The sequence below is a fragment of the Parabacteroides sp. APC149_11_2_Y6 genome (genome assembly GCF_054506995.1).
Genome location: NZ_CP173709.1, coordinates 1,978,373 through 2,003,387, shown reverse-complemented (window position 1 = coordinate 2,003,387; position 25,015 = coordinate 1,978,373). Strand labels below are relative to the sequence as shown.

The 25,015-nt window shown below is 44.7% G+C and carries 21 protein-coding genes; 5 read left to right on the top strand and 16 right to left on the bottom strand.

The annotated features are described in order from the left end of the window. The first annotated feature begins 295 nt into the window (after window positions 1-295). Complete coding sequence (locus ACGE0T_RS08055) at window positions 296-1,204, top strand: ABC transporter substrate-binding protein (RefSeq protein ID WP_459190441.1); 909 nt, start codon at window positions 296-298, stop codon at window positions 1,202-1,204. A 7-nt stretch (window positions 1,205-1,211) separates the two neighbouring features. Beyond that, window positions 1,212-2,588, top strand: a complete 1,377-nt coding sequence (locus ACGE0T_RS08050; RefSeq protein ID WP_459190013.1) for an ATP-binding cassette domain-containing protein — start codon at window positions 1,212-1,214, stop codon at window positions 2,586-2,588. Here the strand turns inward: ACGE0T_RS08050 and ACGE0T_RS08045 are convergent. Continuing rightward, window positions 2,585-4,093 carry a PAS domain-containing sensor histidine kinase gene (locus ACGE0T_RS08045; protein ID WP_459190012.1) on the bottom strand — a complete coding sequence of 503 codons (1,509 nt, stop codon included), beginning with the start codon at window positions 4,091-4,093 and terminating at the stop codon, window positions 2,585-2,587. The genes ACGE0T_RS08050 and ACGE0T_RS08045 overlap by 4 nt on opposite strands. Window positions 4,094-4,230: 137 nt before the next feature. Between ACGE0T_RS08045 and ACGE0T_RS08040 the strand changes: the two genes are divergently transcribed. Together ACGE0T_RS08040 and ybaK are read left to right on the top strand one after the other, a co-directional pair. Further along, window positions 4,231-6,357: a Tex family protein gene (locus tag ACGE0T_RS08040; RefSeq protein ID WP_459190011.1), complete on the top strand. Its 2,127-nt coding sequence runs from the start codon at window positions 4,231-4,233 to the stop codon at window positions 6,355-6,357. Window positions 6,358-6,359: 2 nt separating this feature from the next. Next, window positions 6,360-6,839 (top strand): Cys-tRNA(Pro) deacylase, encoded by a 480-nt coding sequence (gene ybaK / locus ACGE0T_RS08035; protein WP_459190010.1) that lies wholly within the window; start codon window positions 6,360-6,362, stop codon window positions 6,837-6,839. Window positions 6,840-6,993: 154 nt separating this feature from the next. On the opposite strand, the gene ACGE0T_RS08030 is transcribed toward ybaK, so the two are convergent. The 13 genes from ACGE0T_RS08030 to ACGE0T_RS07970 all read right to left on the bottom strand — a co-directional run bounded on the left by ACGE0T_RS08030 (window position 6,994) and on the right by ACGE0T_RS07970 (window position 20,807). Continuing rightward, a complete protein-coding gene (locus ACGE0T_RS08030) occupies window positions 6,994-8,097 on the bottom strand; it encodes a Fic family protein (RefSeq protein WP_459190440.1) in 1,104 nt (367 codons plus the stop codon). Window positions 8,098-8,268: 171 nt separating this feature from the next. Continuing rightward, the gene (locus ACGE0T_RS08025; protein ID WP_459190009.1) at window positions 8,269-8,658 is read right to left on the bottom strand and encodes a lipocalin-like domain-containing protein; all 390 of its coding nucleotides are present in this window, start codon (window positions 8,656-8,658) and stop codon (window positions 8,269-8,271) included. Window positions 8,659-8,752: 94 nt separating this feature from the next. Next, window positions 8,753-9,880, bottom strand: a complete 1,128-nt coding sequence (gene hisB / locus ACGE0T_RS08020) for a bifunctional histidinol-phosphatase/imidazoleglycerol-phosphate dehydratase HisB (RefSeq protein ID WP_459190008.1) — start codon at window positions 9,878-9,880, stop codon at window positions 8,753-8,755. A 3-nt stretch (window positions 9,881-9,883) separates the two neighbouring features. Continuing rightward, the gene (gene hisC / locus ACGE0T_RS08015) at window positions 9,884-10,915 is read right to left on the bottom strand and encodes a histidinol-phosphate transaminase (protein ID WP_459190007.1); all 1,032 of its coding nucleotides are present in this window, start codon (window positions 10,913-10,915) and stop codon (window positions 9,884-9,886) included. Further along, entirely contained in the window at window positions 10,912-12,201 is a 1,290-nt protein-coding gene (hisD, locus tag ACGE0T_RS08010; RefSeq protein ID WP_459190006.1) for a histidinol dehydrogenase, read from the bottom strand. The genes hisC and hisD overlap by 4 nt, the downstream gene beginning before the upstream one ends. Before the next feature lie 115 nt (window positions 12,202-12,316). Then, window positions 12,317-13,168 carry an ATP phosphoribosyltransferase gene (hisG, locus tag ACGE0T_RS08005; RefSeq protein ID WP_459190005.1) on the bottom strand — a complete coding sequence of 284 codons (852 nt, stop codon included), beginning with the start codon at window positions 13,166-13,168 and terminating at the stop codon, window positions 12,317-12,319. Window positions 13,169-13,439: 271 nt separating this feature from the next. After that, the gene (locus tag ACGE0T_RS08000; protein ID WP_459190004.1) at window positions 13,440-13,757 is read right to left on the bottom strand and encodes a DMT family transporter; all 318 of its coding nucleotides are present in this window, start codon (window positions 13,755-13,757) and stop codon (window positions 13,440-13,442) included. 3 nt (window positions 13,758-13,760) lie between these two features. Further along, complete coding sequence (locus ACGE0T_RS07995) at window positions 13,761-16,304, bottom strand: M1 family metallopeptidase (protein ID WP_459190003.1); 2,544 nt, start codon at window positions 16,302-16,304, stop codon at window positions 13,761-13,763. 15 nt (window positions 16,305-16,319) lie between these two features. Continuing rightward, window positions 16,320-16,775 (bottom strand): DUF4268 domain-containing protein, encoded by a 456-nt coding sequence (locus tag ACGE0T_RS07990; RefSeq protein ID WP_459190002.1) that lies wholly within the window; start codon window positions 16,773-16,775, stop codon window positions 16,320-16,322. A 236-nt stretch (window positions 16,776-17,011) separates the two neighbouring features. Beyond that, window positions 17,012-17,857 carry an ROK family protein gene (locus tag ACGE0T_RS07985; RefSeq protein ID WP_459190001.1) on the bottom strand — a complete coding sequence of 282 codons (846 nt, stop codon included), beginning with the start codon at window positions 17,855-17,857 and terminating at the stop codon, window positions 17,012-17,014. A gap of 201 nt (window positions 17,858-18,058) precedes the next feature. Further along, the gene (locus ACGE0T_RS07980; RefSeq protein ID WP_459190000.1) at window positions 18,059-18,511 is read right to left on the bottom strand and encodes an HU family DNA-binding protein; all 453 of its coding nucleotides are present in this window, start codon (window positions 18,509-18,511) and stop codon (window positions 18,059-18,061) included. A gap of 248 nt (window positions 18,512-18,759) precedes the next feature. Next, complete coding sequence (locus tag ACGE0T_RS07975) at window positions 18,760-20,634, bottom strand: fimbrillin family protein (protein WP_459189999.1); 1,875 nt, start codon at window positions 20,632-20,634, stop codon at window positions 18,760-18,762. 32 nt (window positions 20,635-20,666) lie between these two features. Continuing rightward, the gene (locus ACGE0T_RS07970) at window positions 20,667-20,807 is read right to left on the bottom strand and encodes a hypothetical protein (RefSeq protein WP_459189998.1); all 141 of its coding nucleotides are present in this window, start codon (window positions 20,805-20,807) and stop codon (window positions 20,667-20,669) included. A 509-nt stretch (window positions 20,808-21,316) separates the two neighbouring features. Between ACGE0T_RS07970 and ACGE0T_RS07965 the strand changes: the two genes are divergently transcribed. Next, window positions 21,317-22,117: an EFR1 family ferrodoxin gene (locus tag ACGE0T_RS07965; RefSeq protein ID WP_459189997.1), complete on the top strand. Its 801-nt coding sequence runs from the start codon at window positions 21,317-21,319 to the stop codon at window positions 22,115-22,117. Window positions 22,118-22,142: 25 nt separating this feature from the next. On the opposite strand, the gene ACGE0T_RS07960 is transcribed toward ACGE0T_RS07965, so the two are convergent. Beyond that, window positions 22,143-23,039, bottom strand: a complete 897-nt coding sequence (locus ACGE0T_RS07960) for a DMT family transporter (RefSeq protein WP_459189996.1) — start codon at window positions 23,037-23,039, stop codon at window positions 22,143-22,145. Window positions 23,040-23,129: 90 nt separating this feature from the next. Beyond that, a complete protein-coding gene (locus ACGE0T_RS07955) occupies window positions 23,130-24,878 on the bottom strand; it encodes a glycoside hydrolase family 2 protein (RefSeq protein ID WP_459189995.1) in 1,749 nt (582 codons plus the stop codon). Window positions 24,879-25,015 lie beyond the last annotated feature (137 nt).

The following is a 25,015-nucleotide window of genomic DNA, read 5'->3' as shown; positions in this document are numbered from 1 at the left end:
TAAAAGTTATGCACGATTAAGATTTTTGATAGAAAAATGGCATATTAATATGGTAGAAGCAATGTAGATATTTTACAACTCTGATACTTTCGAGTGTCTTTCCAACCCGACAACCGATTTGTTTTATCAAAATACAGGTTATGTTTACAATTTTTCCGTAAAAGAATTGTAAACATATACGATAGCTTAGAGTATACATTCAGCCTTCAGCATCGAGATTATAAAAAGTGATAATAGGAATATCAATCATTTTTCAACTAAATTCATATCTTTGTCCTAAACTTATTCTCAAATGATTATCCGGCTTATATTCTTATTCTTACTAATTTTGTGCAGTTGCAGCAGTTCCCATAAAGAAGGGGAACAGATACGCGTTTCCATCCTTCGCGGGCCATCGGCCATTGCATTTGCCGGATGGATGGAAAATCCTCCGGTGATAAACGGAAAACCGCTCGATATACAGGTAATAGATGCGCCGGACAAGATACAGGCTTTGCTTGTAAAAGGGGAAACGGATATTGCAGCCCTTCCCATGATTAGTGCAGCCAACCTTTACAACAGAGGCATATCCTTCCACCTGCTGGGATGTCCGGTATGGGGTACGCTTTATATGACAGGACGGCAAACTTATGAGGGAAATAAAGCCCCGAAACCGGAATTATACCTGTTCGGCGCAGGAACGACACCGGATATACTTACCCGGTATTACCTGCAACAAAACCGGTTGGATTATAAGCTAAACTACACATTTTCTTCTGCCCCCGAAATCCTGCAAGGTTTGCTTGCCGGAAAAATAGAAACAGCCGTTTTAGGAGAACCGTTCCTCAGCATGGCGCTCAGAAAAGACAGTACATTACGGATATTAGCCGATTTAAATAACCGGGGAGGCGCTTCACCGGGATTCCCGCAGACAGCCATTGTCTGTTCCCCTGCGTTGGCTGACAAAAGCAGTACAATAGACAGCCTGTTGCAAGTTTCCTGCCGCTTTGCCACGGAACACCCGGAAGAAGCCATCCGCATATTGGAAAAACAAGGCATATTCAAACCGGGCATGCTTACCCCCGAAGGCATCGAACGTTGTCGTATCCATTACCAATCAGCGTCGGAAGCAAAAGGCAACATTGCCGCTTTCCTGCAACTGATAGAGAGTTATGAACCTAAAGCCCTGAACGGAAAACTTCCGGACGGACGTTTTTATAACTAAGCAAACAATGAAAAAAAGCCTGCTCACATTACTATCCATCGGGATACTACTACTGCTCTGGCAATTATTCGCCCTGACGGTGGATTTGCCGGAACTGGTTCCGTCTATCCCGAAATTAGTGGGAACACTTGCCGGATTATTTACCTCCGCAACGTTCTACCAGTCGGTTGCAGCAACCGTCGCGCGTGGAATCGGCGGTATGCTGATATCACTGGCAGCGGCTATCTGCATGGCTTATTTGTTCAGCAGGAAAGAATGGCTATATGAACTTTTCCGCCCGATGCTGGCAATCATGCGTTCCATCCCGGTTATCTCCTTTATCTTATTGGCCTTGATTTTCCTTAATCCGGAAAATATCCCCCTTATCATCGCTTTCCTGACCATGTTCCCGCTACTGACGGAAAACCTGACCAAGGGTATCCGCAACCAACGGAAAGAATACATGATAATGGCCCGTACTTTCCAAATCGGCCGATGGAACCGGATTACACAAATCATTTACCCCCAATTGAAACCGTTCCTGTACAGCGGACTTGCTTCGGCAGCAGGATTCGGTTGGCGCGCCATCATTATGGGAGAAGTATTAGCGCAATGCAACCTCGGTATCGGGGGAGAAATGAAACGGGCACAGACCTTTATTGCCGTCCCCGAACTGATGGCATGGACCATCGTCGCTATCCTCGTCAGCTTCCTGTTCGACAAAGGGATTGCCCGCCTCGGACAAATGCCCGTAGGCATCTCTTATACCTCCAAAGAAAAAGAGATGCCCCCGCCTATGCCTGTCGGCGATATCCGCATAAAAGACCTCTCCTTCCAATACGGGGACAAACCGATCCTCTCCCATTTCAATTATCAATTCAAGCAAGGACATATATACGGCATTACGGCTCCTTCCGGTACAGGCAAAACTACTTTGCTGCAACTGATAGGCCATATCCTGCATCCCCTCCAGGGAAAGATTGAAATGAATAACTGCGGCGGTATTGCCACCGTATTCCAGGAACCGGAGTTGCTGAACCATTTAACGGTAGCCGAAAATATCGCTTTGCCACTGGCGGCAGTTACCGGCAAAGAGAAAGCGCTTGCACTGGCAACCGGCATACTGGAAAAAATGGAAATGGAGACGTATGGGGAACGTTTTCCCGGAGAGCTCAGCTTCGGACAACAGCAACGGGTGGCGATGGCACGTGCCTTAATCTATCCCTCCTCCCTATTATTGATGGACGAGCCCTTCAAAGGTATCGACGAAGCCCTTTGCCGCCGGATTATCGGGCGTATCCGCCAACGGCAATCCGAAAGCGGGCAGACTGTTTTATTTACGTCCCATAATCCGGAAGAACTTCAACTGCTGGCAGACGAAACAGTCCGCCTGAAAACAGATTAAACCGTTTTCATCGGATTACAAGGGATACGAAACCAGAATGTAGAACCTTTGCCCGGCTCCGAATCCACGCCTATCTCCCCGCGCAACATCGTTATAATGGTCTTGCAGATGGAAAGTCCCAGCCCCGTTCCCTGCTTAAAGTTATTCAACTTGACAAACCGGTCGAATATGGCGGCTTGTTTATCCTTCTCTATGCCGCACCCCGAATCCGAGACATAAACATAAATGCCATTATCCATGACTTTATAGCCAAAACGGATAGAACCGCTCGAAGTAAATTTTATTGCATTGGAAAGAAAGTTCACCAATACCTGCGTGAACCGGGTCTTTTCAGAAACAATGGTATAATTATTTCCATCGTTCTCGAATATAACGTTTACACCACTGTCTACACGAAGAGCGAAAGCTTGTTGCTGGGTCTGGAAAACATCATTCAAGCGGAATGCCGTATACAGAAATTCCAGCTTGCCGGATTCTATCTTGGATATATCGAGGATATCCCCTATCAATTGCAGCAAAAACTCATTGCTCGACTGGATAATATTCAGGTATTCCTGTTTCTCATCTTCCGTTTCGGCCTGTGCCAAAAGAGTGGAGAAACCGACAATGGCATTTAGCGGCGTACGGATTTCATGGCTCATATTCGCAATAAAAGACGATTTCATCCGGTCGCTCTCTTCGGCAAGGCGTTTGGCACGGATATCTTCCTCATGGCGTTTATCCGCCGTAATATCACGCAAAATACCGATCGCTTTCGCCGGCTTGCCGTCGGGACCGTATTCAAGGACTTCCCCTATTTTTTCCAGCCAGACATATTCATCGGAAAAATAATGGCAAAGAAAACTCAAACGTATCGTTTCCACCTCTCCCCGGGCAAATGCGCTGGTAATATCCCTGTACATTTGTTGATGATTCGGATGTATCTTTTCCGTAAAACTTTCGTGTGTAATGAACGTATTGACCAATCCCCCGTCTTTCACATAAGAAAGCTCGGCTGTTTCGTCTACCACATCCCATATCCACGGGTAGATTTTTCCCGCCTGGCACGACATGGCTAAACGTTTATTGTTCTCCCGTTGCTCTTCCTCATAGAGCCTTTGCTGGGTAATATCCCACGAGATACCCAACAAATAAGGACTTTTTCCTTCACGGGGAACCAGGATTTTCATCGTATCCATATAGCGGATTATACCTTTCGGATCGACCATTTGCTCGACAAAACGTTGCATTTCCCCGGACTTGACCACCTTTTCATCCATATCCCGGAATGCTTGTGCAACAACCGGGTCCAGAAACAGGTCGAAATCAGTTTTCCCTACTATTTCTTCATGGTGTCTTCCATAAAGGAGCTTCATCATCGGACTTGAATAGACATACCGGAAATCATTTCCGCTATCCTTCACAAAAAGATACAAAGGGATAGATTCTACTATATTTTCCAAAAGCCCGGACAAATCTTTGTAATCTCGTTCCAAAGATTGTTCTGCAGAGTGTTTATTTGCCATGATATTTATATGTTATCGCCACAAAAGTCTTTAAAATAAATGAAAGAAACAAATATTTTAATCCAAAGAAACCGACCTGGAAAACTAAATAAAAAGCCAAACGATTATCTTTGTACCTCAAATTGAAAAATATAGATATGGCAACATCATTCCATACACTGGTTTCACAAGTATTAAATATTCCTGCGGGACAAGTGGAAAAAACGATCGGCCTGCTGAACGAAGGGGCGACCATCCCTTTTATTAGCCGTTATAGAAAAGAAGTAACAGGTGGCCTGGACGAAGTCCAGATAGGAAACATTAAAGACCAACTGGACAAATTTACCGAACTGAAAAAGCGTAAGGAAACGATCCTTTCCTCCATAGAAGAACAGGGAAAACTATCCCCTGAACTGAAAAAACGTATCGAAGCATCATGGGACAGCACGGAAATAGAAGACCTCTATCTCCCCTATAAGCCCAAACGGGTTACCAAGGCGGAAATTGCCCGGAAGAAAGGGCTCGAACCGCTTGCCAAGGTGGTAATGATGCAGAACGAGCCGAACCTGATGGCACGTGCTAAAGCCTTTATCCAAGGGGAAGTAAAGAGCATGGAAGAAGCGTTGCAGGGCGCCCGCGACATCATTGCCGAATGGGTAAACGAAAATGAGGAAGCTCGTAATATCGTCCGTAATTCTTTCTCGCATACCGCCATTATTACAGCTAAAATCATCAAAGGCAAGGAAGAAGAAGGCGCCAAATACAGGGATTATTTCGACTTCAGCGAACCGCTGAAACGCATCTCGTCCCACCGCCTGCTGGCTCTTCGCCGCGGGGAGGCGGAAGGTATACTACGCGTCAGCATTTCGCCGGATGCGGACACCTGTATGGACCGATTGAAACGCCGTTTTGTCCGCAACCGGAACGAAGCCTCCGAACAGGTTTCCGATGCTGTAGACGACTCCTTCAAACGCCTGTTGAAGCCTTCCATCGAAACAGAATTTTCCAACCTGAGCAAAACGAAAGCGGATGAAGAAGCCATCCGTGTCTTTGCCGGCAACCTCCGCCAACTCCTGATGGCTCCCCCTTTGGGGCAAAAACGGGTATTGGGGGTAGACCCGGGCTACCGCACAGGTTGTAAACTGGTTTGCCTGGATGCACAAGGGGCTTTGCTACATAATGAAACCGTCTATCCGCATCCGCCGCAGAACGAGAAAAGCAAATCCGCTGCCAAAGTATCGCAACTGGTATCCACCTATGCCATCGAAGCGATTGCTATCGGCAACGGTACGGCGAGCCGCGAAACGGAAGAATTTATTACGAATATACGTTACGACCGGAAAGTGCAGGTTTTCGTAGTCAGCGAAAACGGCGCATCCATCTATTCCGCCTCCAAGATTGCAAGGGATGAATTTCCGGAATACGACGTCACGGTAAGAGGTGCGGTAAGCATCGGACGCCGCCTGATGGACCCGCTTGCCGAACTGGTGAAGATTGACCCCAAAAGCATTGGCGTAGGGCAATACCAACACGATGTAGACCAGTCCGCACTGAAAAAGAGCCTCGACCAGACGGTGGAAAGCTGCGTGAACCTGGTCGGGGTAAATGTTAATACGGCAAGCAAGAACCTGCTGACCTATATCTCCGGCTTAGGCCCTGCCCTGGCTCAGAATATCGTGGATTACCGTACCGAACACGGCCCTTTCCAGTCGCGCCGGGAATTACTGAAAGTACCCCGTATGGGCGAAAAGGCCTTCGAACAGAGTGCAGGCTTCCTTCGCATACAGGCCGGCAAGAATCCGCTGGACAACTCCGCCGTCCATCCCGAAAGCTACCCAATTGTCGAAAAGATGGCGAAAGATTTGAATTGTACGGTTTCCGATTTGATAGCAAACAAGGAGCTAAAGAAGAAACTGGATTTGAAGAAATACATTACCGATACAACGGGAATGCCTACCTTACTGGACATTATGGAAGAACTGGACAAACCGGGACGGGACCCGCGCCAGGCGATCCAGGTATTTTCTTTCGACCCGACAGTGAAAACCATCGGGGATTTGAAAGAAGGACAAGTCCTGCCGGGTATAGTGACGAACATTACCAATTTCGGTTGTTTTGTCGATGTGGGCATTAAAGAAAACGGGCTGGTTCATATTTCCGAGCTTGCCGACCGCTTTGTCAGCGACCCTACGGAAATCGTATCTATCCACCAGCATGTAAAAGTAAAAGTTCTGAGTGTGGACCTTGCCCGCAAGCGGGTACAACTCACAATGAAAGGAATATAAAAATGAAGATTAGCAAGACGAATGTGGCACGCCTGTTGGATAAAGCAAAAGTTGCTTACCAACTGGTACCCTACGAAGTAGATGAAAACGACCTGAGCGCCACACATGTTGCCGAACAGCTAGGCGAAGATGTGGCACAGGTTTTCAAAACATTGATTTTGCATGGCGACAAAAGCGGATATTTTGTCTGTGTCATTCCCGGAGCGGAAGAGGTAAACCTGAAAAAGGCGGCAAAAGTTTCGGGAAACAAAAGCTGTGAAATGATTCCGGTAAAAGAACTGCTGCCTCTGACCGGTTACATCCGGGGCGGCTGCTCTCCTATCGGGATGAAAAAGCATTTCCCGACATATATCCATCCTACAGCCGAAACATTCGACAAAATCTACGTCAGCGCCGGGCAACGGGGGCTGCAAATACAAATTGCGCCTGCCGACTTGATACGGGAAACACGTGCGACCGTTGCAGAACTGACCGGCGAGTAAGTGTTAAAAAATGTTAGTAGCGATAGTAATTTGAATTAGTACCGCTACTAATTTAATTTACTACCGCTACTAATTTGAAAAAGAAGCAAAGGAAACAAATCTATATTCATTGCATATTTTGCGGAGATTAGCGCCTGTATTCTCCGCAAAACATTTATAAAACTAATTCATAGTTGGTACTTCGTCCCCCTTCATCCGTTTTACGCAATACATTTTTAGTTATTAAATCCTGTATATCACGTAACGCCGTATCAGGAGAACATTTAGTAATCTTTCCCCATTTAGAAGAAGTCAGCTTTCCGTCGAAGCCATCCCAAAGCATATTTACCATCCTGATTTGCCGTTCATTCATTGAAACGGACCGATACTTATCCCAAAAAGCTGCTTTTTGCAAAACCCTACTAACAGATTGCTCCGTATCAAGCAATGCAGCTTCCAGACAATCCAGAAACCATTCAAGCCAAGCAGTTATATCTAAACTACCTTTTTGGGTTTTTTCCAATATATCATAGTAACCTTTACGCTGTTTACGTATCTCTGCAGACATACTATAAAAGCGATGCGGCATTTCGTCCGCACGAGCCAAAAACAAATCGGTTATCGTTCTGGATATTCGTCCATTTCCATCATCAAACGGATGAATAGTAACAAACCATAAGTGAGCTATAGCTGCCTTTAACACTGGGTCTATCTTTTGATTGTTATTTACCCAAGCTAAAAACAAATCCATTTGATAAGGTATATTATCCGAATCAGGTGCCTGATAATGTATTTTTTCTTTTCCCATTGCTCCCGATATAACCTGCATCGGTTCTGCTCCCTGCCGCCAATCGGCAACCATTATTTTATAGGCTCCGCTTCGTCCTGTAGGAAATAGAGCAGCGTGCCAATTAAAAAGACGTTCATCCGTTAATGGTTGCTTATAGTTTTGTGTAGCATCCAACATCACCTGTACCACTCCGTCCACATATCGATCTGCTTCAGGTAATCCTTCTATCTCTATACCTAAATGACGAGCGATAGAAGAACGTACTTGATCTACATTTAATATTTCCCCTTCTATTTCAGATGATTTTGTAATATCAGCCGTTAATGCATTAAGCATGGCATTGTTTTTCAAATCAAAGCCAAGCACACTCATTTTACCCACAAGTTTACCTTGCAAACTCCGAACTCTACCCAGCTTATAGGATAACATTGCATTATCCCAAGTAAAATCAGGCCAGCCTTTTTGTTGCCAGATATAAATCATATTTATTTTCTCCGTATTTTATGCGGTAAATATATATTTTTTTCTTGTTCAACACAATTATATTCGTTGAATTCATCCCCTTAGAAAGTACATTAGATACAAAACAAAAACTCCCCGGATAACGGTTTGCTGAAGCATAGCCATTATCCGGGGAGTTGTATCTAATCTATTTAATTATCAGAAATTGCGGAAAGTATACGTCTTGTCTCCCGAAGTCAGGATAAGTCTTTTTGAAGTTACTTCGTCAATCGTGAAAACCCGCTTGGTAGAAGTCCAGTCTGTATACGGCAACAGGTTTTTATCCAGTATTTCCAACTCGATCTTGTTCTCTCCTATAACATCGTTAAAACCATCGGAAACACGGCTTGCACCTGTATTCTCATTATATATCTGGTACTGGAACAATCCATGCTGGAAATTATAATAGATCGTATCTACCTTTTCTACCGTACCGTTCGTATTAATCTCCTGCATCTGCCATTTACCGTATAATTTATCACGCTCATCCTTGCTACAGGAGGAAACAAACAGGAGTGCACACACTGCTATAATCAAATTTCTAATCATATTCTTTATTCTTAAACAGGCGTCAAAGGAAAGAATTTATTTTGAATGTCGCAAATTAAAGCCTTCTAATCTTCCTCCGGCGCCTGTTCTCCGGTTATAGCATCCCCTTTGTACTGGGCAATTCGTATTTATAAATATCCCGTCGTATTGCCATTTTGATAGAACGGGCAAGAGCCTTAAAAATACCTTCTATCTTATGGTGCTCGTTCGTGCCTTCCGCTTTAATATTCAGGTTCATACGGGCGGCATCGCTCAGGCTCTTGAAGAAATGCAGGAACATCTCGGTTGGCATATCCCCTACTTTTTCCCGATGGAACTCGGCATCCCATACCAGCCAGGGACGTCCTCCGAAATCGAGGGCCACACTACAGAGGCAGTCGTCCATCGGCAAGGCATACCCGTAGCGTTCTATGCCGAGTTTGTCTCCCAGCGCTTTCAGCAAGGCTTCGCCAAGGGCAATCGCCGTATCTTCAATCGTATGGTGTTCGTCCACTTCCAAATCGCCTTTTACACGGATTGTAAGGTCTATGCCCGAATGCTTGCCTATCTGGTCGAGCATATGGTCGAAAAAGCCCAATCCGGTCGAGATTTCAGTTGTGCCATGCCCATCCAGGTTTACTTCCACATAGATATCCGTCTCTTTGGTAGTCCGTTGCACTACGGCACGGCGTTCGCCCGCAAAAAGAAATTCGGTTACTTTGTCCCAATCCTCCGTAACCAGTACGGGGGAAAGTGCCGGATTTTCGGCTAAAAGCTGGCGGGCTTCGTCATCCATCGGACGCAGCCAGATAGCTTTCGCTCCCAAATTGGCAGCCAGTTGCATATCGGTCAGGCGGTCGCCGATTACATAGCTTCCCGCCAGGTCGTAAGTTCCGGAAAGGTATTTCCCTAACATACCCGTACGGGGTTTGCGGTTCGGGGAATTATCTTCCGGGAAAGAACGGTCTATCAGGATATCGTCGAATACAATCCCTTCGCCTTCCAATGCTTTCAACATCTTATTATGGGCCGGCCAGAAGGTTTCTTCCGGAAAGGAAGAGGTACCCAGGCCATCCTGGTTGGTTACCATAACAAACTCGAAATCCAACTGTTTGCGGATAAAATACAGGTTACGGAATACCTTCGGATAAAATTCCAGTTTTTCCAGGCTATCCAGTTGGTAATCGACAGGCGGCTCGATAACCAATGTACCGTCGCGATCTATAAATAACGCTCTTTTCATACCTTATATCGTTTCTAAAACAGCCAATAACGCTTGGTTCTCTTCCGGCGTACCGACGGTGATACGAAGGCATCCGTTGCAGAGCGTCACATTGGTACGGTTACGCACAATCACCCCTTTATTTACCAGCAGGTCGTAAATGCCGTTGGCATCCCCCACATCTACCAGAATAAAATTGGCGTCGGTAGGATACATCTTCTTCACGCAAGCCAATCCCGACAATACGGATTGCAGGCGCGCACGTTCGGAAAGGATGGCATCCAACTGCTCTTTCATCCGGTCTGCATGGTTCAGAATGTCGAGCGCCTGTGCCTGCGTCAGCATATTCACATTGTAAGGGTATTTTATCTTATTCAGGATAAAGATAATTTCGGGGGATGCAAATGCCATCCCCATACGGATACCGGCGGCACCCCATGCTTTCGACAAGGTCTGAAGCACAATCAGATTAGGGAACCTGTCCAGTTCGGAAAGGAACGACGGTTCGGCCGAGAAATCGATATAGGCTTCGTCAATCACGACAATTCCTTGGAATGTATTCAGGATACGGTACAGTTTTTCACGCTCCAGGCTATTGCCGGTCGGGTTGTTCGGCGAACAGAGGTAAATTACTTTTGTCCGTTCGTCCACAGCCTGTAAAAGGCGGTCTGTATCCAGGTTAAAGGATTTATCCAGTTCCACTTTGCAGAACTCCACATTATTCACTTCCGCAGCGACTTCGTACATACCGTAGGAAGGGGCGATGCTGACGATACGGTCTGCTGCCGGCTCACAAAAAGCACGGATAACGAGGTCTATCGGCTCATCACTTCCGTTCCCGAGGAAGATGGATTTAACAGCCACTCCTTTCAGTTCGGCAATGCGCTCTTTCAGCTTCCACTGCATCGGGTCGGGATAGCGGTTGTAAGGGGTATTATAGGGGTTCTCGTTTGCATCCAGGAAAACGGAGGCGGAACCGTGGTATTCGTCTCTTGCCGACGAATAAGGCTTCATATTCCAAACATTCGGCCTTACTAATTCTTTTAAGTCTTTCATAATGTCTTCAATCTGATTGTTACTGCATTCCGGTGTGCTTCCAATTGCTCGTTTGCCGCCATAATGCGGATGGTATCGCCTAACTGCCGGATACCGTCGGCAGTGATTTCCTGAAAGGTGATTTTCTTAATGAAACTATCCAGATTCACACCGCTATAGGCTTTTGCATAGCCGTTGGTCGGCAGGGTGTGGTTCGTACCGGAAGCATAATCGCCGGCACTTTCCGGGGTATACGGCCCCATAAAGACGCTGCCTGCATTTTCCACCTGTCCGGCTATCGCCGTGTAGTCCGTTGTCTGGATAATCAGGTGTTCAGGAGCGTACAGGTTGGTGAAGTCTATCACTTCCTGACGGTCTTTCAGGACAATGATACGGCTGTGTTTCAATGCTTTTTCCGTAATCTCCTGACGGGGCAGGCGGGCTACCTGTTCCTGGATAGCAAGGATTACTTTGCCTACAATGCCTTCGGAGGCTGTAACCAGCATTGCCTGGCTGTCGGCTCCATGCTCGGCCTGCGACAAGAAATCGGCTGCTATAAATTCAGGATTGGCGGATTCGTCGGCTATCACTTCCACTTCGGAAGGGCCTGCCGGCATATCGATTGCCACGTCTTTCAGGCTGACCAATTGCTTGGCGGCTGTAACGTACTGGTTTCCGGGACCGAATATTTTATATACTTTCGGTACGGATTGCGTTCCGTAAGCCATTGCAGCAATGGCTTGTATCCCTCCTATCTTAAAGATTTTATTTACCCCTGCGGTTTCAGCGGCAAACAGGATGGCAGGATGCACATTTCCGTTTTTATCGGGTGGCGTGCACAATACGATTTCCTTGCAACCGGCAATACGTGCAGGTACAGCCAGCATCAATACGGTCGAGAACAAAGGGGCTGTTCCCCCCGGAATATACAGGCCTACCTTTTCGATAGCTACCGCTTTCTGCCAGCAGGTAACGCCTGCGGTTGTTTCCACCTTCTTTCCGGTAAAACGCTGGGAGGCATGGAATGTCTCTATATTATTTTTTGCGTTACGGATCGCCTCTTTCAGGTCTTCACTGACCAGGGCGCGTGCAGCTATAATCTCTTCTTCCGATACTTGAAGCGAACCGAAGGTTGCCGGATTTATCTTATCGAACTTTTCTTCATAACGCATAACGGCTGCATCCCCTTCCATACGTACTTCATTGAGCACGGTGCGGACAGTATCGAACAGGGTGCTGACATCCAATGCCGGACGTTCAGCCAACGCAGCCCATTCTTCTCTTAACGGATATTTTATTACTTCCATATTTATTCAGTTGACAGTTGACAAGTGACAGTTGACAGTTTGGCTTCGCGCCCGGTTAACAGCCCGGCTGAAAGCCGGAATAACTGTCAACTGTCACTTGTCAACTGTCAATTATTTAGAGTATCATTTTTTCAATCGGGATAACCAGGATGCCTTCGGCTCCTAAGGATTTCAGTTTGCCGATGATTTCCCAGAAGTGTTTTTCTGCAATTACGGATTGGACGGAAACCCAGTTCTCGTCGGCAAGCGGGGTGATTGTGGGGCTTTTCATACCGGGGAGGACTTCTGTTATTTCTTTTACTTTGTCCTTCGGGGCATTCAGCAGGACGTATTTCTTTCCTTCTGCTTCCTGGATGGATTCGAAACGGAACAACAGTTCGTCCAGAATCGATTGTTTTTCTTCGGACAGATTGTTGTTGGCAATCAGCAAGGCTTCACTCTGCATGATGACTTCCACCTCTTTCAACTGGTTGCTCACCAGTGTGCTGCCAGAGCTTACAATATCGAAGATGGCGTCGGCAAGGCCGATACCCGGTGCTATCTCTACCGAACCGCTGATTACGTGCAGGTCTGCTTTCACTCCCTTTTCTTTAAGGTAGGATTTCAGGATTTCGGGATAAGAGGTTGCGATTGTCTTTCCTTCGAACCATTGTACACCCTGATAGTCTTCATCTTTAGGAATGGCAAGGGACAGGCGGCATTTACTGAAACCCAGACGTTTTACCAATTTGGCTTCCTGCCCTTTTTCCACATATTCGTTTTCTCCTACGATACCTATATCAGCTACGCCATTGGCTACAGACTGAGGGATATCGTCATCACGCAGGAATAATACTTCAACGGGAAATCCTTTTGCTGAAAGGAGCAAAATACGTTTTCCCCTGTTTAGTTTTATACCGGCTTCTTCGAGAAGAAGCATTGTTTCATCATAAAGACGACCTTTTGATTGTACTGCAATTCGTAACATGCTATTATTTTTTTTTAAATGTTGACAATTGGTAATTGAGAGTTGACCGTTTGGAAATAAAAAAAGGCTCACCGCGAACGGTAAGCCTTCATTATATATCCTTGTGTATCCTACATACCCAACAGCCCACCGAACTAACGCCCGTTGCAATGATGATGGTGATGTAGTGTTATTCTTCTCATTTGTTTTATTATTACGCCGCAAAGTTACAATAATAATTGAATTAGCAAGTATTTCTATCAAAAGATTACAAAAAACCGCTATTTTTTTCTTAAGATGCTAATTTAAGGCCGATAATTCCCGTTACTATCAACAATGCGGAGAGTATACGATACAAGCCAGCCGAGTCATGGAAAAAGAAAATTCCAATCAGCAATGTTCCTACTGCCCCTATGCCTGTCCATACCACATATGCCGTACCAATCGGTATCGTTTTCTGCGCCAGATACAGGAAATAGCCACTCAATCCCATCGATACGACGGCGATTGTCAGGTAAAGCAAACGATGACCGGTCGTATCGGCCATTTTCATCCCGATGGGCCAGCCTATTTCAAACAGGCCGCCCAACAACAAATAAATCCATCCCATAAATTATTCTTTTAGTCTATATAAATGGTCGGCTTGTTGCCGTATTTTATTTGATAACATAACCGGATAATCCGGATGATTGGCAAAGAATGTATCCACCTCTTTCCGCGCCTCCGCCGAAGTATGACCGGATAATAAAGCTCTTACCCATGCTGTTGGGAAGAATATATCTCCGGTACGCTGAACCTCCTGCAATGCTTCCAGACCGGGACGGATATAAGAAACGGCTTCTTTCTGCCACACTTTGCTGTTCACATTTGCCAAAGCAGCAGACGCCCACGGTTCGATCCGCCGGTTCTCTGCGACCAGCAAGGCATTAAACACACTGTCGCGCACCTCTTTCCGGGGTGAAACGGACGGGGATATGAATGCATATTCCTTCTTGCGGTCCGGGTTTGTAATGCGGGATTGTTGCACGGAAACAATTTCATCCGCTTGTTCCGGCAGGTACATCGCCAATTTATACGACAATCCGATATAGTCGCTTTCGCTCAAAGAACATTCGCCGGGGGCTTTTTGTTCTTTCCATATTTTATACAGGCGGCCGATTGCTTCGGGTGTCTCAGCCAGGGAACGGTACATACGGAAGGCTTGCAGGCTTATTCCGGGAGAGCCTTTTTCCTGTACGATTTTCCATAAGGCTTCTTCCGGCTTTCCGGCATCGACCGGATACAAACGCTGGCAATTGCCGATATATCCTAATATGGAAGAGAAAAGCAACGGGTTTCTCATCTCCGACAGGTATTCAAGCATGGCATCCATATACCAGTCCGACGGGATGGTCCGGTTCAGTAAATTCTCGTAAAGCGTAATCAGTAAAGAACCGCAAAATACATCATCCGGCGTATTCTGCAAGGGCAGCAACAAATCTTCCGCTTCCTGCGGGGTCAAACGGAAGAAACCGTAGGCTGTTCCGTCGGTATTCGGGATAAGCGTATATTTTTCTCCGGCGGGCAAGTCCAGTTTTCGGGTGACCACACCGGTCTTTCCGTCAAAAGAGACCGTAATCGTATCTACACGGCTATCCAGATAAAGCTGATACGTGATATCCTGCGGCCAGAGCAGTCCACGTCCCCAACTGTCTTTTTGGGATACGATAAGGCTATCCCCTTTTATCTCCGCCCGTATATCCGGCATTCCTTTCTCATGTACCCAGACATGGCTCCATGCCTGCAAATCGTGGTCCGTATAGGTATCCAGAATACCAATCAGGCCTTCCCAGGTGGCATTGCCATACGCATAGGTTTTCAAATATTCCTGTATGCCTTTACGATACGCATCCTCTCCCATCATACGGATTAACATAGCCATTACAACCGGAGATTTGTCATAGATGATATTCCCGTATGCCAGACCGGCATTCCGCAGGTTATCCAAGTCCTGTTTGATAGGGTTGGCTCCGGCCGTACGGTCTTCGGAATAGGAAGGCGGCAGGTAATCGAGCATAAAATTCAAACGGTGGTCGACTTCCGGATAAAGCGGCTCCACAACCTGTGATGCGTAATAGTTGGCAAAGACTTCTTTGGTCCAGACATCGTCGAACCATTCCATCGTAACATAATCGCCAAACCACATGTGGGCGGTTTCGTGCGCTATCAGGGCGCTGCGTCCCAACCGCTCGTTCAAGGTCGGATTCTCATTCAGGAACATACGCCGGTCGTTATATAAAGTGGCTCCGGTATGTTCCATTCCGCCATATTGGAATCCCGGCAGGATGATAAAATCATATTTGGCGAAAGGATAAGGTATTCCCGTATATTCTTCCAGCCAACTGAGGGCATCGAATACTTCACCTGCAATTTCCGGGCATTGTGCTACTTTCTTCGGGTCGGTTTCCCGGTGGTACAGGGAGATTTCCCTACCCTCACGATTATATGTCTCACGGGCCAGTTCACCTGCTACGAAAGAGAACAGGTAAGTGCTGAGCGGTTCAGTCTCGCGGAAAGAGATTCGTTTACGTCCGGGAACGGAAACGGAATCGGTTTCCTGTATGGCCCCGTTTGCTACAGCCTGCCATTTCTGAGGGACTTCGAGGGTAAGGTTGAACAGCGATTTCATATCCGGCTGGTCAAAACAGGGGAAAAGCGTGCGGGCACGGTCGGGAACCAACAAGGTATACAAAAACTCATCCCTGCGGTTCAGCGACTGGTCGGTTGCTGTAAAAGCGATTGAAACACGGTTCTCGCCCGGAGACACTTCTCCGGCATCTATTACGATATGTTCATCTTTAAACGTATAAGGCACTTCCTTTTCATTCAAAAGGACGGAAGATACCTGTCCCGGCTCTCCGCGGAAATCGATGATAACGGGCTGTTTTTCTTTGATAGCAAGTGAAATCTCTGCCGTTCCGGTGACGGCTTCCCCGCGTTGTTCCGGTATGGAGAAAAACAGGCGGTAGCGTACCTGCCCGAAGTTGTCTTTCCTGTATTGTGCCAGTTCGCGGCTAACGCCAGCCTGTAGCAAGGCTGTTTCCGATTGAGGCGAGCTGCATGCCGTAAGCAAGCCGATGGCGGCTGCTCCGAGGGTACAGCGAATAGTATGTTTCATTTGTTTTTTCATCTTTTATTCTCTTAAATATTCGGCTATAGACATGAAATTCCGTTCCAACAGGTACATCTGGGATGCCATAAAAGCAAAAAAATCGCCCCAATGCTCGCGGCGGTGGAAATCGATTCCCCGTTTTTCCGTGTAAATGCGGGCGACTTGTTTGCCTGTCTCCCGAACAAAGCAGATATCCCAAATCAAACCTTCAGGAAAGTCATTCTCCAATGTTTCCTTATACCAAGTCAGGCGTTCGAACATTTCCAGACGCTCTTCCTCCGAACGGTGGTTTACTTCGAGAATGACAAATGCACCTTCCCGGGTGGCATCAAATTTCAATTCTACTCCTCTTACTTTTGTATTATATAAGGTCCACACTTTTTTACGTCCTCGCAAATAAGGTTGGACTTCACAATATGCGGCGAAACCTTCCCAAAATTCTATTTTCAGGTTTTTCAGTTCGTCTTTGCTATACATTATTCTGTTATTATCTTTTTGTTTGCAAAGATAGGAGTTTTGATGGTTATGGTACAGGGATAACAAAAAAACTCCGGCGAAATCACTTCGCAGGAGTTTTACTTTTCAATTACTATTGAACTTTATTTAGTCGTCCCTTAAAAAAATATGGTCTGCGTAAATCTGCGCTCTGCCTGCGTAGTCTGTGTTCCCTAATATATACTTTTCAATTCAGCCCCCTAAAGTAACCTTCTATATCAATAACAGAGGGAAGCTGCACCTAATATCCCTGAATTTTCTACTGTTGAAAAACGGATTTGCAGATTTTTGATGGAATTAGGATACGCAAAATCTTTCAGGTTTTCATACATACTGTCTTCAAACAATGTATGGGCAGCCGCCACAGAACCTCCAAATACAATCATTTCCGGGTCTATTGTCAGTACCACCATTTTGATTGCAGCGGCTACATGTTCTCCAAACTGGCGATAGGCATCCAACGCCAAGTCATCTTTCCGCATTGCACGGTCGTACATTTCCTTACCATCTATCCCCCAGACATTCATAAAATAGGAACCGCTGCAAAAATATTCAAGTATTTCATCTTTATAAGGCAACATGCCAAATTCGCCTGAGCCACAGTTTGCATCCGAGAGTAATTTGCCCTGTTGGATAATACCGCCTCCTAACCCGGTTCCGATAGTAAGCCCTACAAAGTTTTCATAATTGCGTCCTTCGCCAAAGAACCGTTCGCCAAGGGCAAAACAGTTTGCATCATTATCCACATACACCGGTACATTAAATTGACTTTCCAATAACTCTTTCAGGTGTACTTCTTTCCAGTGAGGGATATTTACCACATCATATACGATACCTTTTTTACGGTCTACCACACTGGGTACGCCAATGCCGATTCCTTTTACATCCCCATTCCAGACAGCCCGGATTGCTTCTAATAGAATTTCCAGTGTATCCTCACATTTTTTTGCGTCTTTGGGAGTCGGACGGCTTGCCTGCTCAATTAAACGATTATCGCTGATACGTCCGGCACGCATATTGGTACCACCTAAATCCACACCTATAAAAGAAGTTGTATTTTCCATGTCTTTCGATTGTTTATTTTTTCACAACTGCATTTTCGAACACTCGATTTTACAAATATACTCCGGATAAGATAAATAATCGATATTTCCATTAAAGATAATCTTCCGGATTACCGTTTATTATAAAACAAAAAAACAGGATAGCCAATTGCTTCGCTATCCTGTCCTAAACTTTATAAAATCAAATACAATCCTGTTTTTCTATAATTCATCAGGCTTTTCACCATCACTCTCACCGGAATTACCTCCTTCATCCGCAGAACCGGGAGCTACAAACTTCTCAAATTTTACATTCTTCTTGGCCGAACGGAGAGCAGAACCGGGGGTAAAGACGATACGGGTGACTTTTACTTTATCCGAATCAAACTCTTTTGCCGTTAAAGAGCCTCCCGAACCAATCCCGTAGCGGAAGGTTCCAAACTCGCCGAACTGGACACGTCGTCCGGCGGCAAGGTGCCTGCTGATTAACAGATTCATACGGTCGGCCACCCCTTTTACCTGGTTGCTCGGAATACCTGCTTCGATTATTTCCAGCAGGATATCTTCAAAAGGAACCAAATCCGAATATACCGGTTGTGCATACAATTTCTCAGGCGCCTGTTCTTTGTCTTTTCCTAAATTCGGCTTCTTAACTAAACGATACTTGATTGACATAATTTTAATTTTTAATGGATGAATACTTATTCTGTTTGTTTTCGAAAACATGACAAAAGTATCCAACGCTTCAAAAGCAAATCGTTAAACAGGGATTACCATAGGCGTATGTTACTGTATATAGGAACAAACTAATATTTAGGCTATTCATGCAGGCTTCTCCCCAACAAAAAAAGCCCCTTGACTAAAAATAGCCAAGGGGTACTTTACTGTGTTTAAATGAAATCAGGTTTTGGTATGGGATAAACTTATTCTATCGGAACAAGTTTTGGTATCGTATTATCATCACCTCCGGCTGCATAGTGATAAGGACTTGCATAATCCGGATTGTTTGTATTCCATTCTGCGATAGCGGCATTGAGGGAATTAATGGTGGCTTCGCTATTTAATTCAGGAATAGTTGTCGGGCCTATTTGATTCCAACCATTTCCTCTCCCATCTGAGCTTGTAACTTTTAGAGTCGGATTATTAATAAAATAAAGTTCCTTTGCTTCTTGATAACTATTCATATATCCAAAAACACCGCCACAAGAACTTTTCACTACAACCGTTCCTTCATTTATACATGAGAAACTATAACCATTCGTCCAATATCCACAAATACCACCATTATAAAAGCTGGAAGTATTTACATTTCCATGATTAACGCAAGCAATAAATGTTCCTGATGAACTTGTACCAGCAATCCCTCCCAATTGTTCTCCAGCTCCGCTTATTTCACCAGTATTCTCACATGCTATAAACTTTATAAGTTGCGAACTGCCTACAATTCCACCACAATATCCAGAAGTTTTACCTATTATATTTGCACCATTTTTACATGCAATAATTGTACAATAATCGGCACGACCAATAAGACCTAATCCTCTTGTACCTGAAATTGTACCAGATACTAAGATTACATTCTTAATAATTGTATTTTGAGAAGCAACATAACCAAAAAGCCCTTGATATTCAGAATCGCTATCTATGTAAATATTCTCTATCTCATATAAAGAGCCATCATATGTCCCTTTAAAAGAAGAACTGTATGTAAGACCTATCGGAACCCATTGCTTTGTTTCGCTACCTTCCAAATCAATATCTTTTCCCTGAGTCAATGTCCAACCGGAAAAACTATAATATTTGTAGCCATCGTATTCTACATTGCCAACATTTGTTACAGCAGCCACCCAAGCCAATTCTGCACGGGTATTAATGATTGCGGTTTTTGCTGTCCTGTCTATGTTTTCAGGTTCCATGATGGACGCGTCTTTTGCCTGCGACATATCCAATGCTAATGTTTTAGTATAACGTTTGCCGGATTCAAAAGTAACCGAAGAGGCATTGAAAGTCAAGTATTTTTCTGCACCATTATCATTTACGAAAACTCTTACTCTCAAATCGTCCGAAACAGGAAATGCGGCCATACAAGCTGTTACAGTGGCGCTATTGCTCAATACAGGCTGGTCATCCGGATATTTCAAATTCAACTTGTTGCTCGCATCGCTGGCTGCTGTCAGTTTCTTGGATGTCACGTTCAGATCCATCTTATTCACAAGACTTGCTCCATAAACTTCAATGCTTTCCAACAGGATATTATCGGCAGCATCCGTTAAGGTAAGTTCAAACTGCAACAAAGAGCAAAGGTGCTCCATTATAAATTCCATTTCATTATTGGCATTCAGATGACCGGCTTCCTTACTTACCATACAGGTATATTCGGACAAATGTTTCTGATTACCGGCCGTTGCCGTTTGTTCCATTAAAGATGGAAGCGGAACTGCTGTCTCCTGTGCACTTTCATGGTTGCCATTCCAGGGGTAAACCACAAAATAGTTGTTCGCTGTATTCTCAGTAATATCTCCGATGAAAGAGGCTTTTTTAGCTCTCTCGCCAAGTTTGGCAGAGAGAGAACCTGCATATGTAGTATTTCCGAATACACTAACCTGGTCACCGTTTATCCAATATACATCCGCGCCTTTGTCCGAGGGTTCCACATCCACTTTAGTGAGTGTCCCTTGGGAAAGGTTAGCCATTACATGTACTTTTTCGCCGTCTTGTCTCTTATTCTGAATATCGTCTTTCTGACAACCGGCAAGCAATAAGGTTGCCGATAAGGATACTAACAATGTCTTCTTCATGTTTTTTTCTATTATTGTTCTTCATTGTTAATTTACCAGGTTCCGCCATCACCAAAATCAGGCGTACTGCCATCCAGGATAGCGCCTTCGATTTCCATTTCTATAACTTCAATCATTGGTTTTTCATAAACCGTCTTTACGTTTCTCAATTGGTCTTTTTCAATCTTTTCCATAATACGATAATTTATTTATATTGTACAATTCTGACTTAGTTCTCATCGGACTGCTATACATATATTGATAATCAATCTAAGAGAATCAATTTTATCAATTCCGGAACACTTTGTAAATCATCTTCTTATAGACACCATAGAGTATGTTAATCTTTGTTTCATTCAATTTATAAAAAGATATAAAAACAGAAGCATGAACTTCACACGGGAAGAAATGAAATTCAATATTAGAAAGGATATACACATCATCGATTATCCTCTATCTCATTGAAATACATTATCATAATAAAACTAAAGGTCTATTCTGTCCAATCAAAATAAGGTTACTTTTGCAGCAAAAAGAAGTGTAGACAATCTCTCAGTCCGATGAGAACTAAGTCACAATTAACATTCATACACATTCTTAAAATACAGAAATAGTATTCCTTATATAATTAAGTTTGTTATTTTTGCTTCTATCTATATCATATAAGTCAAAAACAAAGAATAACAAAACAAGCTTTTTATATATGAAAGTTTCAACGATTGCAGCAGTTTATTTCAGTGCAACTTATACAACTCAAGGCATAGTAAAACAAATAGCACACGAGTTCGGAAAACCGGTTGTCGACTACGATATTACACAATCCGCACCTGATAAAGAGATCGTTTTAGGTAAAGACGAGTTACTTATTGTAGGCATGCCAGTTTATTCGGGGCGTATTCCGCCACAGGCTGCTCAGGCATTTACTAAAATAAAAGGCAATGGTACACCTGCTATCATCATTTGTGTATACGGAAACCGGGATTATGATGATGCCTTGATTGAATTGAGGGATATAACAGAAAAGCAGGGTTTTAGCATCCTTGCAGCAGCTGCTTTTGTTGCACGTCATTCCATTTTCCCTCAAATAGCCACCAATCGCCCGGACGAATGGGATTGTGCCTATATCTCCAAATTCGGAGAGACGGTTAAAGAACTGCTGGAAGATTTGACAAATACGGAAATTCTTTCAGGTATTAAAGTAAAAGGAAACTATCCTTATAAAGCCATTAAACGGATTCCTATCCACCCTAAAACAAATGATCAATGCAACAAATGCGGAAAATGCGCCCGGCTATGCCCTACCCAGGCTATTTCTGCAGAAAATCCGCAAAAGCCAAACAAAAAGAAATGTATTTCCTGCGGACGTTGTACCCTGATATGTCCACAGAAAGCACGGAATTATGGAGGATGGCTTTACCGGTTTGCAGGAAAGAAATTTATAAAGAAATATTCCAAGCCCAAAGCGCCGGAATGCTTTTTCGCTGAAATCAAAATAATAGAATAAAGAACTAAAGTCTTAATCAGATTACCTAATCTTGTGACAACAACTTATTCCTATGCCTTGACTGGTAGATAACACTCACTGTCTGTAACACCACCGACAATATAATAATCCCCAGGCCGGCATAAAAAGAAATATCCAGGTCTTTTGCTTCATTAAACAGCAACATCGCTAATATAATGCTGTAAACAGGTTCCAGGTTATAACTTAGATTCACCGTAAAAGCGGAAACTTTCTGCAACACCTGTATCTGTAGCAGGTACAATCCGATAGTACAGGCAGAAGCCAGCAACAACAGGTAAATAAAATCGGATATTCCGGGAAGCATCCCCTGTACAGGAAAGAAGTATAAATAAAAAGGCAAGATACACGATAGTCCGATAAAGCCGCCTCCCATTTCGTATAATAACATCGTACTTGCCGAATGCGCCTTCCCCACTCTTTTATTGGAAATCGTAAATAATGCAGCCAATGCAGAAGAAATCACCCCTAATCCTATCCCCAGACGGTATCGCGTATCAAAATGGAAAATCAAGACAATTCCGGATAAAGTAAGCAAACTGAACAAGACCTCTACCAGTGAGATTCTCCTCCGGTTAATCAGCGGTTCCAGAAATGCAGTAAAAAAACCTACCAACGAAAAGCAAACCACTCCGACAGAAACATTCGAGGCCTTAATACTTCCATAAAAGAATATCCAATGAAGCCCCAACAGGAACCCCACCCCGGCAATCTTCAGCATCTCCCGGAGCGGAACCCGCTGCAATCTCTTCCTTACATACAGTAAACAGAAAAACAGCACAGTTGCAAACAACATACGGTACCATACGAGCAATGCCTCATTCAGAGTTATCAACTTCCCGAATATCCCCGTTGCCCCTGCAAGAAGAATAGACACATGCAGTTTTATAAATGCTTCTCTCATCTTAAAAAATTCCATTAAAAAGAGCATCAAAAGTACGCTATTTTTCAATCATTTTATTATCCTTCATTCAAAAGTGCTCTGTTAATTCGCCTATTGCGGATATGTCCGGGATTCGGAAAGCGTGTTGCCCTGTTCATTCAACTTACGGGCTGTTTCCAGCATTGCTTCGTTTATTGCTTTAACCTTATTGAAGTCCATCTTTTCCACTCGGCGGTCATAGGTTACCAAACCGTTTATTTCATGTTCCACATCGGTGGTCTGCGTATAAATAGCCGCACTCACACCACGGTAGACCATCATTTGCTCCACTTCATTAATCAGCTGAACATAGGTATCAGAGAGTATGTCTTTATTGACCAGTATTTCGTAAGCATTATTTCTTACAGGCCACATATGACCACGTACGAAAAGCCCCTTGCCGCCAAATTCGCCGATAGAAGCAGCGCGTCGGTCTTCAGGGGCAGGTGTATGCTGTTCATTGATGGGACCATAATTGTGCAGATCTACAAAGTCACCGTTACCGGGGTCTCCATAGGCTTTGCGGTATCCGGGAGCATAATTATATCCTGAGTTGCCATTCACGAGCCGCGACGGGTCATACTTCCCGATCCAGTCTGTAATATCAGTTACTTCAAAAGCGCCCCAGTTTTCATTAAACGGCACCCACGTCACAATCGAGGGCGAACTGACATGCTGGTCGATCATCTCTTTAAGTTCTGCACGGAATTGTGCCCTGAGAGCGACGGAATCAGGAAGATCAGGTTCCCAGATGTTGGGCATATCCTGCCATACGATCACTCCGAGACGGTCGCAATGGTAGTACCAACGTTGCGGCTCTACCTTGATATGCTTACGGATCACATTGAAGCCTGTCCTCTGTGCCAGCTCGATGTCGTAGAGCAACGCTTCTTCCGTAGGAGCGGTGAAGATGCCATCCGGCCAGTAACCTTGGTCGAGCAGGCCGAGATGAAATACAAATTGTCCATTTAACAATGTGCGTGTTACTCCTCCCACTTTACCCAGTCCCACGGAACGCATTCCAAAGTAGCTGTCGACCACATCCACTATCTGCCCGCGCTTGTTGCGCAATTCCAGTTTCAGGTCATAAAGGAAAGGGTCTTCGGGACACCAGACACGCGGATTTTTAACCGGGATATAGAATTTTTCACCCGCAACACCTTCCGTTTTAGCAACCTGTGAACCAGCCGCCATAGTAGTCGCGGTTACTTTCAATCCGCCGACAGACGATGTAGCAACCACTTCCAGACGGTTATTTTTCAAATCCGGAATAAGTTTTATACCCGATATATATTCTTTTTCCACTGGTTCCATCCATACAGTCTGCCAGATACCCGAAGAAAAAGTGTAATCGCCCCGCGGGCCGTTCTTACCCGATGGAGCCAGTCCGTCGTTCGGATCGTAGGCGCCCACGACAAGCGTATTGACACCGGATTCGAGATAGTCGGTTATATCGAATGAGAAACTGCCGTACCCGCCTGTGTGGCTACCCACTTTCTTGTCGTTGATGAATACAGTGGCAATACGGTCTACGGCACCAAAGTGCAGTAGGATACGTTTGCCTTTCCACTTGTCGGGCACGGTTACGGAACGCCGGTACCACAGGCAGGTCTCACCGTTTCGAGCTATACCTGAAAGTTCAGCCTCGGGAACGAATGGTACCAATATTTTCTCGGGTGTTGCCGGAAATTTCGGAGGTGCCGGCACTATTAACGGATTAGCTTTGTCTTTGCCTCCCATGTAATCCCATTTTCCGTTAAGGTTGAGCCATTCAGAACGTTCCATCTGCGGACGGGGATATTCAGGGAGTGGTATTTCCATCTGGAAAGCTTTTTCCGTCCATAGAGTAGGCAGGGTGAAATTTTTCTTATCTTGCGCCCTTGTCAAAAGACTACAACAAAAAAGGCTTGCTGCAATGCATAAAATAAATTGTCTGGTAGATTTCATTTGCTTATTTT

Bases quoted from the DNA above. Each gene is read 5' to 3' on its own strand.
- ACGE0T_RS08000 (WP_459190004.1), bottom strand. From the start codon at position 13,757: ATGGGATGGATTTATTTGTTGTTGGGCGGCCTGTTTGAAATAGGCTGG.
- ACGE0T_RS07965 (WP_459189997.1), top strand. From the start codon at position 21,317: ATGAAAGTTTCAACGATTGCAGCAGTTTATTTCAGTGCAACTTATACA.
- ACGE0T_RS07980 (WP_459190000.1), bottom strand. From the start codon at position 18,511: ATGTCAATCAAGTATCGTTTAGTTAAGAAGCCGAATTTAGGAAAAGAC.
- ACGE0T_RS07975 (WP_459189999.1), bottom strand. From the start codon at position 20,634: ATGAAGAAGACATTGTTAGTATCCTTATCGGCAACCTTATTGCTTGCC.
- ACGE0T_RS07990 (WP_459190002.1), bottom strand. From the start codon at position 16,775: ATGTATAGCAAAGACGAACTGAAAAACCTGAAAATAGAATTTTGGGAA.
- hisB (WP_459190008.1), bottom strand. From the start codon at position 9,880: ATGAAAAGAGCGTTATTTATAGATCGCGACGGTACATTGGTTATCGAG.
- hisD (WP_459190006.1), bottom strand. From the start codon at position 12,201: ATGGAAGTAATAAAATATCCGTTAAGAGAAGAATGGGCTGCGTTGGCT.
- ACGE0T_RS08045 (WP_459190012.1), bottom strand. From the start codon at position 4,093: ATGGCAAATAAACACTCTGCAGAACAATCTTTGGAACGAGATTACAAA.
- ACGE0T_RS07960 (WP_459189996.1), bottom strand. From the start codon at position 23,039: ATGAGAGAAGCATTTATAAAACTGCATGTGTCTATTCTTCTTGCAGGG.
- ACGE0T_RS07985 (WP_459190001.1), bottom strand. From the start codon at position 17,857: ATGGAAAATACAACTTCTTTTATAGGTGTGGATTTAGGTGGTACCAAT.
- ACGE0T_RS07995 (WP_459190003.1), bottom strand. From the start codon at position 16,304: ATGAAACATACTATTCGCTGTACCCTCGGAGCAGCCGCCATCGGCTTG.
- ybaK (WP_459190010.1), top strand. From the start codon at position 6,360: ATGAAGATTAGCAAGACGAATGTGGCACGCCTGTTGGATAAAGCAAAA.
- ACGE0T_RS07955 (WP_459189995.1), bottom strand. From the start codon at position 24,878: ATGGAAATACCACTCCCTGAATATCCCCGTCCGCAGATGGAACGTTCT.
- ACGE0T_RS08050 (WP_459190013.1), top strand. From the start codon at position 1,212: ATGAAAAAAAGCCTGCTCACATTACTATCCATCGGGATACTACTACTG.
- ACGE0T_RS07970 (WP_459189998.1), bottom strand. From the start codon at position 20,807: ATGGAAAAGATTGAAAAAGACCAATTGAGAAACGTAAAGACGGTTTAT.
- ACGE0T_RS08040 (WP_459190011.1), top strand. From the start codon at position 4,231: ATGGCAACATCATTCCATACACTGGTTTCACAAGTATTAAATATTCCT.
- hisC (WP_459190007.1), bottom strand. From the start codon at position 10,915: ATGAAAGACTTAAAAGAATTAGTAAGGCCGAATGTTTGGAATATGAAG.
- hisG (WP_459190005.1), bottom strand. From the start codon at position 13,168: ATGTTACGAATTGCAGTACAATCAAAAGGTCGTCTTTATGATGAAACA.
- ACGE0T_RS08025 (WP_459190009.1), bottom strand. From the start codon at position 8,658: ATGATTAGAAATTTGATTATAGCAGTGTGTGCACTCCTGTTTGTTTCC.